12 protein-coding genes are annotated in these 12,681 nt (G+C 52.8%); 4 read left to right on the forward strand and 8 right to left on the reverse strand.

Going from position 1 to position 12,681, the window contains the following annotated elements; all coding sequences use genetic code 11:
- Positions 1-44: 44 nt before the first annotated feature.
- Complete coding sequence (locus C3Z11_RS01185; protein WP_106475698.1) at positions 45-992, forward strand: 2-hydroxyacid dehydrogenase; 948 nt, start codon at positions 45-47, stop codon at positions 990-992.
- Between the two features lie 235 nt (positions 993-1,227).
- On the opposite strand, the gene C3Z11_RS01190 is transcribed toward C3Z11_RS01185, so the two are convergent.
- The 7 genes from C3Z11_RS01190 to C3Z11_RS01220 all read right to left on the reverse strand — a co-directional run bounded on the left by C3Z11_RS01190 (position 1,228) and on the right by C3Z11_RS01220 (position 8,850).
- On the reverse strand, positions 1,228-2,100 hold the full coding sequence (locus C3Z11_RS01190) for a sugar phosphate isomerase/epimerase family protein (protein WP_262927168.1): 873 nt from the start codon (positions 2,098-2,100) through the stop codon (positions 1,228-1,230).
- Between the two features lie 89 nt (positions 2,101-2,189).
- A complete protein-coding gene (locus C3Z11_RS01195; RefSeq protein ID WP_106475700.1) occupies positions 2,190-3,200 on the reverse strand; it encodes a TRAP transporter substrate-binding protein in 1,011 nt (336 codons plus the stop codon).
- A gap of 31 nt (positions 3,201-3,231) precedes the next feature.
- Complete coding sequence (bglB, locus tag C3Z11_RS01200) at positions 3,232-4,371, reverse strand: beta-galactosidase BglB (protein WP_106475701.1); 1,140 nt, start codon at positions 4,369-4,371, stop codon at positions 3,232-3,234.
- Between the two features lie 20 nt (positions 4,372-4,391).
- The gene (locus tag C3Z11_RS01205) at positions 4,392-5,690 is read right to left on the reverse strand and encodes a TRAP transporter large permease (protein WP_106475702.1); all 1,299 of its coding nucleotides are present in this window, start codon (positions 5,688-5,690) and stop codon (positions 4,392-4,394) included.
- A gap of 3 nt (positions 5,691-5,693) precedes the next feature.
- Positions 5,694-6,176: a TRAP transporter small permease gene (locus C3Z11_RS01210; protein ID WP_106475703.1), complete on the reverse strand. Its 483-nt coding sequence runs from the start codon at positions 6,174-6,176 to the stop codon at positions 5,694-5,696.
- Positions 6,177-6,525: 349 nt separating this feature from the next.
- Positions 6,526-7,257, reverse strand: coding sequence for an oligogalacturonate-specific porin KdgM family protein (locus tag C3Z11_RS01215; RefSeq protein ID WP_106475704.1), 732 nt, complete (start codon positions 7,255-7,257; stop codon positions 6,526-6,528).
- 717 nt (positions 7,258-7,974) lie between these two features.
- Positions 7,975-8,850, reverse strand: a complete 876-nt coding sequence (locus tag C3Z11_RS01220; RefSeq protein ID WP_106475705.1) for a DMT family transporter — start codon at positions 8,848-8,850, stop codon at positions 7,975-7,977.
- 116 nt (positions 8,851-8,966) lie between these two features.
- Between C3Z11_RS01220 and C3Z11_RS01225 the strand changes: the two genes are divergently transcribed.
- Positions 8,967-9,182 (forward strand): hypothetical protein, encoded by a 216-nt coding sequence (locus C3Z11_RS01225; RefSeq protein ID WP_106475706.1) that lies wholly within the window; start codon positions 8,967-8,969, stop codon positions 9,180-9,182.
- 40 nt (positions 9,183-9,222) lie between these two features.
- Here C3Z11_RS01225 and C3Z11_RS01230 read toward each other — a convergent pair whose 3' ends face one another.
- Positions 9,223-10,146 carry a LysR family transcriptional regulator gene (locus C3Z11_RS01230; protein ID WP_106475707.1) on the reverse strand — a complete coding sequence of 308 codons (924 nt, stop codon included), beginning with the start codon at positions 10,144-10,146 and terminating at the stop codon, positions 9,223-9,225.
- Positions 10,147-10,665: 519 nt separating this feature from the next.
- Here C3Z11_RS01230 and C3Z11_RS01235 point away from each other — a divergent pair.
- Together C3Z11_RS01235 and C3Z11_RS01240 are read left to right on the forward strand one after the other, a co-directional pair.
- Positions 10,666-11,475 carry a transporter substrate-binding domain-containing protein gene (locus tag C3Z11_RS01235; protein ID WP_106475708.1) on the forward strand — a complete coding sequence of 270 codons (810 nt, stop codon included), beginning with the start codon at positions 10,666-10,668 and terminating at the stop codon, positions 11,473-11,475.
- Positions 11,476-11,541: 66 nt separating this feature from the next.
- The gene (locus tag C3Z11_RS01240; protein WP_106475709.1) at positions 11,542-12,660 is read left to right on the forward strand and encodes a succinylglutamate desuccinylase/aspartoacylase family protein; all 1,119 of its coding nucleotides are present in this window, start codon (positions 11,542-11,544) and stop codon (positions 12,658-12,660) included.
- Positions 12,661-12,681: the final 21 nt, after the last annotated feature.

Here is a 12,681-nt window from a genome sequence, read left to right on the forward strand (position 1 = left end):
GGCTGCTGATCGATAACGTATAACAACCTCTCGGGAGTCCTGACATGTCCATCGACCTGCTGGTCGTCACCCATATTTCGTCTCGTCACCAGCGACAGCTCAAAGACGCTGGCGTACGCGTTCACATGGCCGAGGAGCGCGCCGTACGTGAGAGCATCCTGGCCGAGCATCGCGACGCCATTCGTGCGGTGCTGACCATCGGCACCATCGGTTTCAGCGCCGAGGAGATGGACGAGCTACCCAATCTGGGCCTGATCTGCGCCCGTGGCGTGGGCTTCGAAGGCATCGATGTGCAGGCCGCTCATGCTCGCGGCATCCAGGTCACCCACGGCCCCGGCACCAACGCCGAGACGGTTGCCGACCATACTCTCGGGCTGGTGCTCGCCGCGCTGCGTGCCATTCCTGCCCGTGACGCCGCCGTCAGGCGCGGCGAGTGGCGCGAGGCGCAGTACGAAGCGCCGGCGCTACATGGCAAGACGCTGGGTCTGCTGGGGATGGGCAACATCGCCCGCGCTGTCGCCCGGCGCGCCCTCTACGGCTTCGACATGCCGGTGATCTACTACAGCCGCCGCCCGAAACCTGAGCTGCCGTACGAGTATGAACACGACGTGCGCCGCGTCGCCGAGCGCTGTGACATTCTGGTATCGACGCTACCCGGCGGGCCCGAGACGCATCACCTGATCGATGCCGCGCTGATCAAAGCCTTGGGCGCCCACGGCATGCTGGTCAACGTCGGACGCGGCAGCGTGGTCGATACCCAGGCGCTGATCGAGGCTGTCCGCAATGGACACATCAGTGGCGCCGCGCTCGACGTCGTCGAGGGGGAGCCGGGCGTGCCCGAGGCGCTGAAGACTGAGCCAAGCATCGTACTGACCCCGCACGTCGCCGGTAAATCACCGCAGGCGCTCGACGCCACCGTCGCGCTGGTGATTAAAAACCTCACGGCGTTCGCCGCCGACGAGCCGCTGGTGACGCCGGTGATGCACACTTAGAGCCGCTTTATCCAACCGGCCCAAACGCAGCATTAGCTCGTTTGGGGCCGATACCATTTTCGTCCTGAGCGCACCACCGGTGCTATGGATCGGTCTTCGCATCACGCCCAATGCCGACGTTGAGCTGCCATGTTCAGCCGGTGATGTTTTTTCGTCAGGCGTTCCTTGGAATATTAGCCAGGAGGAAACATTCACCGGACGTTCAATTCCGAGGTCGAAATCGGCATCATCTTCATTAATGGCGAGTTGGGGCGGGCCAAATATTGACGTTATGAGTAGTCATCTTCTCCAGGATGAATCTTCTCGAATCCTGGGTGTTAGCTGGTCTTACTTCGTCCAATATAACGTCTAGTTCCGGCTTCAGTCGGGCAATTTTCGCCATGAGAAAATCATAATCGATCAAGCCTTCGCCAACAGGAACGGTCACGACCTTTTTATTCTCGATCGTGAAATCCTTAGCGTGGACCGCAACTATCCTATCGCCCCAAAGATCGAGCGCTTTACTGAAAATTTCAGCTTGGTTTTCATGGTTTTTGAATGTTAGCAAGTTGACGGGATCAAATATCACTTGGAGACAATCAGACTGAACATCTTCAATCAAACGAGACAGTGTCTCAGGGGAGTAGATAGGGTGATTCACGCCAGGCTCTATTCCCACCATGACACTAAACTTCTCTGCCTCTTCGACCAGTCTCTTGACGCTGTCGACGACCTCCATGAAAGGCTTTTCCGAGAAGTTCTCTTCAGTGTAAACAATCTCGCTGTTCACGTTTCCGGTTTCGGTCGCGACGATACTGCTGCCAATATCCCGGCAGAACCGGATATGGTCCTTGAAACGCGCGAGAGCCATGGCGCGGGCGCCGGCATCTGGATGAATAATATTATCGTAGCAGGCCAATACCGACACTCTGACGTTCCGCTTCGCAAACTCCTGGCCTATTCTGTGGGCAAGTCCTGGATTCAGCATCCCGGGCCGCCCACCTACGTTGAATGATTTCGCCATTGCCAGTTGAACGGTCTGGAACTCTTCCCTAGACGCTGCATCCGCCAGCGATTCTGGAGTATCGTCTTTTACGACGAGGTCATGTGCTCGTATGCCGATAGCCATAAGTATCCTTTTTCAGCTGATGTATGCGAACGAAACAGGGCGACGCGGGGTAAAACACGCCAACCATCATCGATAGCTGGCACATAGCCTCAATGGTTGGCAGCCCTGAGATTTTCTATCTCCTGGTAAATTTGATATTGCTCAGGTTTGTTCTTGAGTCCCTCATACATAGGCTGTACCGCCTCCCGGAACGCGGACTTATCGACGTCATTGATTTTGACATCAAAATTTTCCTGAATCTGGCGCCTGGCCTCGGCAACGGCAGCGTCCCACTGGGCGATTTCAAGCTGAGTTGACTCTTTTACCGCAGCCATGAGCGCTTGCCGTTGTGAATCCGACATCCGGCTCAAAGTGTTACTGTTGATAAGAATTATATCGGGAACACGGGTATGGCCATCCAGAGAATAAAAGTTAACTACTTCTCCATGGCGGGCGGTCGTTAGTGCGAACTCATTGTTTTCAGCACCATCCAGGATACCTTGCTGCAGAGCCGTATAAATCTCTCCTTGGGACATGACAACAGGCGCCCCACCGAGTAGGCGAATCATGTCGACAGCATTCTGGTTCTGCATGACGCGAATCTTCATGCCTTTTAGATCATCCGGTTGCTCGATCGGCCTATCTTCCGTATAGAAGTTGCGCTGCCCTGAATCGTACCAGCCGACCCCAACAAACCCTTGTTCTCTGGTAGATTGATAAATGTCATCCATTATCTTGTTGTCGTTCATGACGGCGTAGAAATGGTCGACATCTTCGAACAGGTAAGGCATCGAGAAAACGTCATAAAGTGGTGAGAAACTGCCCATCAACCCGCCTGAAACTTTCGTCATATCGATAGCGCCTGTCTGCAGGAGCTCAACGAGTTCGCTTTCACCGCCCAGTTGGCTATCGGGGAAATAAGTGACGGTTACAGTGCCATCGGTTTTTTCTTTTACTAGTTCGCCAAATCTGGCCAGAGCATCTTTGACTGGCTGCGAGTTCTGGGCGTACGCCAGTTTCAAATTGAAATTTTCATCCGCCGATGCGGGTGTCAGGCACAACGCCGCAGAGATCAGCAGGGTGAAACCGAGGGCTTTAACAGAATGGGTGACTTTGAACATTGTTATAACGCTCCATCCTAGAAAGAGGGATTTATAAATAGCTACGCAGATACTCAGATAGACATAGAATCGCCATTGCCTGCCCATACGGCATCGAGGTCAGAGGGATTTGTTTGTAATAATCGAGCGTCTCGCCCATCGCAGTGCCAAAAGAGACGTTTTCGAGCTCTCCCGATTCATTGATATTATTCACAACGCCTGCGATGGCCTTCTCGGCAATGCTGCGGTAGCGGTCGTCGATATAACGAAGCCGGGTAGCCTTGAGAATGCCGTAGGCAAACCCGGCCGTGGCAGAAGACTCCAGATAAGACGTCTCATCATCGAGCAGCGTATGCCATAACCCGGAGTCTGCTTGGGTGCTCGCGATCATCTCGATCTGAGACGTGAGGGTCTGGACTAGAAAGCGTCTGAAACCGTCCTGCTCAGGGAGATCAAGCAGTTCTAGGAGTTCGGGTATGGCTACAGTGATCCAGCTATTGCCGCGGGCCCATCGCGCCCCGGCGAAGTTATGGTGGCCATCGAACGTCCAGCCGTGGTACCAAGCTCCAGTACTTCTATCCATGAGGTACTGAATATGCACAAGGAACTGATATTTCGCCTCCTCGACGAACTCGGGTTTATTCAGTAAGCAACCCATTTTGGCCAGGGGCAAAACGCTCATCATTAAGGTGTCATCCCACAGCTCTTGATGATTCTCGTCGTTGTAAACGACGTGCTGTAACCCTCCCCTGTCAGTTCTCGGCATCTCATACATGACCCAGTCGCTCCAGCGCTCAAGGTATGGGAGCCACTCCCTGCGCCGATCTTCTTCGTAGCGATAGGCCAGTGTAAGAAAGGGACATACGGTATTGACGTTTTTCGTCGCAGGTCGATCAGCAAAGCGGGCAGCGAACCAATTGTCGATGATTGTGCATGCGTGCTCGTCACCTGTCTGTTCGTAATACCGGTAGATACCGTACAGGCCGATTCCGTGTGTCCACTCCCAGCCGGCCCAACCCTTGGTATCAATCGTTCTTCCGTCATCAAGATAAAGGAGAAACTCACCACTTTCATCGTTGATGGAAACAAGGTTCTCAATGACCTTCTTTATAAGAGAGACCATCTCCGGTCGAGGCAATAGCCTCTCTTCCTGACGCAGCAGAGGGCTATGCTTTACTGGATAAATATTCATAAATCATGCCTTTACTAGTTTTAAAGCCCCATTTCTCTTGGCAGAAACAGAGTGATGGAAGGTAGGTAAGTGATAAGCAGAAGCACGGCGAAGATGACGATATAGAAAGGCATCAGCGGGATGATCAACTTCTCGACCTTTTCCTTTGCAATGCCAGCACCGATAAATAGCCCCGTGCCCACCGGCGGTGTGATGGTGCCGATGCTCAAGTTGAACACCATGATGATGCCGAAATGAATAGGATCGATGCCCACCTGCTTCACGATAGGAAGAAGTATCGGCGTAAAAATAAGGATGGCTGGCCCGATGTCCATAAAGCAGCCCACCACGAGAAGCAGGAAAGTGATAACGAGCAGCACGATGATGGGGTCTTCAGACAAACCAAGAATGGCATTAGCGATAACGGCGGGAAGACCGGTAATCGACATGGCAAAGGACATTGCCGAAGAAGCGGCAAGCAGCAACATGATGACACCCGTGGTCTTGGTTGCCTTGATCAGCGTGCTCCAGAGGGAGGCCCAGCCGATGGTGCGATAGACCACCATAGTTAGGAACAGGGTGTAGAGCACCGAAATGGCGGAAGCCTCGACGGCGGTGAAGATTCCCATCACGATCCCGCCGATGATGAGAACGACCAGGAACAGGCTGGGGATGGCCTGAAAGATCACTTGGCCGATGGGGAGCCGATCGAGGTCGATCTTCGTGGTATAACCTTTTGAACGAGCGATGAGATAAGCCACGAACAGACAACCCAGGCCCCACAGCAACCCAGCTACCAGCCCTCCAGCAAATAATGCGGAAATTGAGGTGCCACCGCTGGCGAGCGCATAGAGAATGAAGGCAGTTGTAGGCGGAATAAGCATCCCTGTCGGTGCAGAAGCGATATTAGCTGCTCCTGCGAAAGCTCGGCTATAACCTTCTTTTTCTCCCATGGGGACCATAACTCCCCCGATGGACGTTGATGCTGCGATCGCAGAGCCTGAGATTGCCCCGAACATCATATTACCCACGATGTTGGTATGGGCCAGAGATCCGGGAATTCGCCCACTCAACAGCTTGGCAAAATTCACTAGCCTAAGCGCAATACCACCGTCGTTCATGAGGGTGCCGGACAGGATAAAGAAGGGAACTGCTAGCAAGGTGAAGCTGTCGAGCCCCGCAACCATTTTCTGCGCAGTTGTGAATATGGCTATATCGATAGGCAGTGCAACGATAATAGTCAATATTGATGACACAGCAATACATATACCAATAGGTACGCCAACTATCAGAAGAATGAAGAAAGAAAGAATAAGAATAAGACTGGCACCTAGAAACATGTCCTAATTCTCCATCTTGGCAGTAGGGCGATATAAAGAATGGCAATTAAGACAGGAGTAAATAACGATAATTACGCCAGCCAAGACCAATGGAACGTAAATGATACTTTTGGGTATTTGCAATATCGGATAGAGCTGACTCATGGAATTACTTGTGGCTTTTCCTCCTCCATATATGAGTACAAAAAAGGAAAAAGCGATAAAAATCACCTCAACGCCAACCGCCAATATGAGCTGCCATTTTTCATTAAGTTTATCCGTCAGCAGTGTGAGACTTACATGCTCACGCTGACCAACGACATAAGCAATCGAAACAGATGAAAGCCAAATAAGAAGACAACGAAGAATTGCTTCTGTAACGGTACTGGGATCGTTAAATATATAGCGACTAGCAACCTGCCAAGTGGATACTATGATCATTAATAAAAACAGAGAACAACAAAAAAATTGCAGGCCTGTATCCAATATATGACGAATGGCTTTCATGGCTTATTTCGTGCCTCTCTTGGATAATTTAGCGTTAATCATGGCCGTAATTGCTAACAAATACGCAGCAATATCGATGCAATAATTATAAGAACCTACCACTGAAATAATGAGAATAAAACACAGCTTTAATCATACTTTCGCATTGTTTTTCATCACTTTACATCCGGTATTACGTTTCTATTTTTAGATATACAAGTTAGAAAAAAGATTATTATAAAAATTTATCGCCACCCTTTAAGACCTATAACTTACTTTTTGTGCACCCAGTATTTGCTCTTAATTTATAATTATTTCTAATATTGATAATCGATTGGCGCTAGCGAACAGCACCAAGCGATATCCACTTTTAAAATTTATAGATATAGCCAAGTAACCAAGAACTATTTCTCTGACCTGGATCCAAGGCCGCCTCATCGCTATTCTTATCTCTAAGAATATAGCCACCGAATAGGCTGCTGGTGTCGCTCGTATCGTAAAAGGCGATAAACTCGTGCTCCCAATACTTTCGTTCTCCATTACCGAAATCTGGAGAGCTGCTTTCTTGTTTAAAGTGATAATGAGGGTTGTAGAGCAACGCCCATTGATCATTTATAGTGTAAGTAGCGAAGATATCGATCCTGCCCACTTCGCTCTTGTTATCGTTGTTTTCATTATTCGTCTCTTTTTCGTACCGGTACCTAGTCGCCAAGCTCCATCCGTCGCCTTTGTATTCTAATCGCAGGGCGGCCAAAGCACGTGTATTGTTCGAGCGAAACTTTGCGCCTATTTGAGGAGTAAAAGACCAGCTGTTTTCAGCTCCGAATACATAAGGGGGAAGCGTATAGTTGACAAATGCCTCGTCATGCTTTGGCCATCCACTATCATGATAATCTTCTTGCCAGTACCAATCCTTCTCAAACATTAGTGATGATTCATCATCAAATAGACGCGTATAGGCCAGCTTTGGCAGTGTCAGAGAATGATCGTTAGTCGTTTTCTCAAGTTTCATTGTAATCATGTTACTTGCTGAGAAAGCGGGCAAGGAAGTGGTAATTAAGGCCACAGCAAAGGTGCATTTTATAAATCTTATAGCGTTCATTGGCGTGTTCCTTTTAGCATTTTGATTATTAATTGGATTACCATTTTTAAAAAAATGAATTAACGTTTCAATTATCCAATAGTAGCAATATGTCGTTGCAAATTTTAGAAATTATATTTTCATAATGCCAATAAATGCCCATAACACCATTCCCTTATAAAGTGTCATAGCAATCAATTATGTATGGCTTATGGTTTAAAAAAATCAGTAACTGAAACGCTTTTTTTGAATTATAAACACCCTCATTTTGATTATAGAGAATGTTGAAAATATCCTTGGTTAAACATTCATAAGGGCAATGAATATCCATCAAGTATCGATATAGGCGGGCTGGCTTTTTATGTATTCGTATACACCCATGCCTCATTGAGGCTTTTTTGAATCACTCGACGTTTGAAATGGTAGGTAGCGCCTTCACTGCGAACGGTATAGGCATGGGCCTGTTTAATCCTGGGTGTGAACATCGAGTTCAGCTCCTGTCAGAGACCGAGGTGTAATACGTGGTAGTACATAGCTACCAGACTCAGTGGGCATCTGACTAATTCGTAATGCGCAGCATTCGATACCCTAAAGGTATCGAATAAGCGGAAGACCTTATCCCATCTGAAACGCTCAATCTCTAAGGCAGCTCCCCAAAACGAAGCTCTAGACCAATGTCTCATGCGGCTATATCTAATGACTTGCCGTTATTAGTCGCTATCGAACCGCAGACGCCGTTCAGGTCGTCGGCCGCGCCTTGATCGCCACGCGCCGCTCGTGCAGTGCGATCGCCACGCCGCTGGCGATGATCAGCGCCGCGCCGATAAATACCCAACTGTCAGGCACTTCGCCCCACAGCCACCAGCCCAGTACTACCGCCCAGATCATCGCCGTATAGTCGAAAGGGGCAGCCAGCGCTGCCGGCGCGTAGCGAAACGCCAAGGTAAGACACGACATAGCGGCGGCGCCGAGCAGCCCGGCGGCACAAAAGCCCAGCCAATGCAGCGGCTGCGGCGTGTGCCATACGCTGGGCAGCAGTACGGCACAGACCAGCATCGGTACCAGGGTGGCGTAAAACACCATCGCCCACAGGTTCTCCTTGCTGCCGTAACGCCGCGCCGTGATCATCATCAGCGCGTAGCAGACCGCTGCGCCGATCACGATCAGTGCGCCCCATTGAAAACCCGCCGCGCCGGGACGCACCACGATCAATACGCCAACGAATCCGACCAGCGAGGCGATCAGCGGCACCCTGTCGACGCGCTCGTTGAGCAGCGGCCCCGACAATAGCGCGACAAACAGCGGCGCGGCGAAGGCAATGGCGGTGGTCTCCGCCAGCGGCAGCAGGGTCAGCCCGGTAATGAAGCAGAACATGGTGGCGGTGAAGATCAGCCCGCGCAGCAGATGTACCCCCGGCCGCCGCGTCCTGAGCGTCTGCCAGCCGCCGTTGAAACGCGCCAGCAGTGCGATCAATGGCAGCGAAATCAGGGTACGGAAGAAGATGATTTGGATCGGGTCGTAGCTGGCGCCCAGCCACTTCGAGAGCGCATCGCCCAGCGCCAGGCACAGCACGCCCGCACACATGATCAGAATTCCCAGCAATGACGAAGACATGCTCACCTCTCTGTCGCGGCGCACTACAACGGGACTGTCGCGGCGCCGGATACAACCGCCCGGTAGTGCTGCGAGCATAGTCAAAATGATCATGCACGGCGACGGTGCATGTAGGCATGCTCACTCAGCATGGCTTGAACGTTAATGGCAAAGCGATGTCGCGTATCAAAGGCAACCCGCTGGGGACGCGGCACGACACTTATGATGACTGGTGGCGCCTGCTCGGTACGCATGTACGCCAGCCCCCCGGCACTGCCAGTGTGCATGGCAGCGTCTGGACACGGTGGGAGGATGACGCCAGCTACCGGCCAGAGAATCTCAGCAAGCGCTGAGCGCACATCAGAAGATATGCTGGACGTGGCGTATCGGCATTCATGCCTCAGAGAGTGATGCCAAGCCTTCCCGGGCGCGAATCAGCGTGGTGAGCTGATTGAGGCCGGGCTGGGTCTGCTTGCGGCTTGAGTAGTACATCTGAAACCCTGGCCCGGTCGATGCCCATTCATCCATTACGATTTCCAGCGAACCGCGCTGAAGTTCAGCCTTCACGCGCCGTTCCAGCAGGTAGGCAAGGCCAACGCCATTCAATGCTGCCTCTATCGTCAAGTCCGTATCGTTGACGGAGAAGGGACCCTGCACTTCCAACCTGAGCATGGCATCATCATCGCCCAGCTCCCACTTAAACGGTGAGTTATTGCCCAACCGCACGCCAATACAGGCGTGCGTCAGCAGGTCATCAGGATGCTGCGGCCTACCGTGACGCGCCAGATAAACAGGCGAGGCGACTACCACCCAACGTAGCGGCGGCGTCAGCGCCACCGTGACCATATCTTCCGGCACCGTGTCGCCATAGCGAATCCCGGCATCGAATCCCTCCGCGATGATATCCACGGGCCGGTCTTCAACGGCTGCGGCTAGCTGTACATGCGGATAGGCCTCGGCAAATTCGAACAGCACAGGCCCAATCAAAAGCTTGGCCGCATCACGCGGCACATTGAGGCGCAGCTCGCCCACTGGCTGGGTTCTGAAAATTTCCAGTTCACCCAGCGCTTCACCGATATGCTGAAACCCTTCTTCAAGCTTTTGTGCCAAGGTTATCCCTATCGGCGTCGGCACTACCGTCCTGTTCGTCCGGTTGAGCAAGCGGACACCGAGTTTCTCTTCCAGCTTGGTGATCTTGTGACTGAGCGCCGAAGTCGTTACGCCATGTTCGATGGCTGCAGCCTTGAAGCTGCGCCGGCGTACGATCGTCGTGAAGACATTAAGATCCGCTAGATCAGACCGGGAAAATGCGGGCATAGGAGTTCCGTGTCGGGGCTAAACGCTTCGTTGAACAGGCTTCAACCGATTCTCGCATAAAAGTCGCCATCTTGATGTTACGCTGCTTTCACTACTTACCTACTTATCCCCTTCAGACCTGTTTGTCTGAAGAGCGTCACACATGAAACCACAGGCGTTTCGCCAAGCAAAACCGTAAACCATTCGCATGACAAGCCATCAAGGATGACGGCTTGGTAGTTCCCGCCGCAGGTGAAGGATCGCCTTGCAGCGGTTTTTTTTATCCCCACCCCAGCATGTGGCATTCACACATTTGTGCGCATCTATCACACAAAAGTGCCTTTATCTGCCTCCGGTATTTGCCCTCACATACTCTTGAGCTGCGCTCGATTCCTACTGGCTGTAAACGGCGAAAAGCATTCTCGCTCACCTGATATTCGCAGGCATGAATATAACCGCATAACTTTCCATCTTGCGATGCGCTGAGTAGGATCAATCGTTTTATTACTTATCCACCCCATAACGATAACGAGATATGCCATGAAAAGAGCATTGACGTCTGTCCTGATCGCAGGAATTTTTTTCTCCGGCAGCGCCCTGGCGCGTATTCCGGATACGGTGCGTATCGCAATTGAAGTCCCCTACAAGCCTTTCGTCGAGCGCGCCCCCGACGGCAGCCTGACCGGGTTCGAGATCGACCTGGGAGATGCCCTGTGTGAACGAGCCAAGCTGGACTGCGAATGGGTTGAGCAGAACTGGGACGGCATCATCCCTGGCCTGCTGTCACGCAAGTACGACGCCATCTTGTCATCGATGGCGATTACGCCGGAGCGGGAAAAGCAGGTGTTGTTCTCGATTCCCTACTACAACAATCCCAACATCTTCATCACCGCACGCCATCGCCAGATCAACTTCGACGACAAGGCCTCCCTCAAGGGGCTGACGATAGGCGTTCAGCGCGGCACGATTCGCGATATCTACGTCAGCACGCACTACGCCGATACCTTCGATATCCGCCGCTACGCGTCCTCGCAGGAAGCCGACAATGATCTCAAGGCCGGCCGAATCGACCTGATCATGGAAGACTTCGGCATCGCCGTGGATACCCTCGACTTCCGTGGCGAAGATAGCCCCTACAAGCAGGTCGGCCCTTCTCTCAAAACGCCGACCAACATCTTTGGCAAGGGCGTGGGCATGGCCTTTCGAAAGCGTGATAAAGACTTGGCGGCAAAATTCGACCAGGCGATTGAATCGATCTACGCCGATGGCACCTATTACCGCCTGATGGACAAGTATTTCGATTACGATATTTCGACACCGCCCGAAGGTGTTGCCCCACCGCAGCAGTAATGAGCAGGGCCACAGGGTGGCCCCACTCGTTCAGATCAAGTCTCGTTTCGACCCAGAGAATACCGCGTGAAACACGACACCACTCCGCTTCTTTCTGCCGTGCCTGGCACGGCGCGTACCCTTGATAGCTTTCGTTTCGGCCCGGCCGATGCCGAAAAGCGCGTATACATTCAGGGTGCGCTGCACGCTGACGAGCTGCCCGGCATGCTGGTCGCCTGGACCCTGAAGCAGCGCCTGAACGCCTTTGATGAGGCGGGACTGCTGCGCGCCGAAGTGATCGTCGTGCCGGTGGCCAACCCGATCGGGCTCGATCAGCAGCTGATGGATGTCCCGCTGGGGCGCTACGATTTCGAATCGCTGGCCAACTTCAATCGCCATTTCGCCGATGTCAGCGACGCCATTGCCGAAGGTCTGGAACCGCTACTCAGCGATGATGCCGCCCACAACCAGCGCGTGATTCGCGAGCGCTTTTACAGTGCACTGGGGGCGATCACCCCCGCCAATGCTTACGAGCATCAGCATCTGGTGCTCCAACAGTTGGCCTGTCGCGCTGATTACGTGCTCGATCTGCACTGCGATTTCGAAGCCGTGCCGCATCTCTATACCACCCCAAACGCTTGGCCCACCTTCGAGCCACTGGCACGCTATATCGGCTCAATGGCGCAGCCACTTGCCGCCGACTCGGGCGGTCAGTCCTTCGATGAATGTTTCACACTGGTGTGGGAGCAGCTTCGCACTCGCTTCGGTGACCGTTACCCGATCCCCTACGGCACCGCCTCCGTTACCGTGGAGCTGCGCGGTCAGGGCGATGTCGACTACACGCTGGCCGAGCAGGACAGTGACGCCATTCTCAACTGGATGCGCCATCACGCGTTGATCGACGAGCCTGCGCCTGCGCTACCGGACTTGCTGTTTCCTGCCACCGAGCTGTCTGCCATGGAGTTTTTGAAGGCGCCGGCCGGCGGGCTACTGGTCTTTCACGTTGCCCCCGGCACCGAAGTGCATAAAGGTCAGCGGATCGCCGATATCATCGACCCGATTAGCGACGAGGTTCACCCCGTTACCGCCACACAGGCCGGCATGCTCTACGCCAGAAACCAGCGTCACATGGCGACACGCGGCATGATCGTCGCTGACATTGCCGGTTTTGATGCCAAGCGCAGCGGTTACTTACTAGCGCCCTAGCGCTAGCGACAGCAAACCTTA

The sequence above is a fragment of the Phytohalomonas tamaricis genome (assembly GCF_003012345.1).
In the GTDB taxonomy this organism is placed as follows: Bacteria; Pseudomonadota; Gammaproteobacteria; order Pseudomonadales; family Halomonadaceae; genus Phytohalomonas; species Phytohalomonas tamaricis.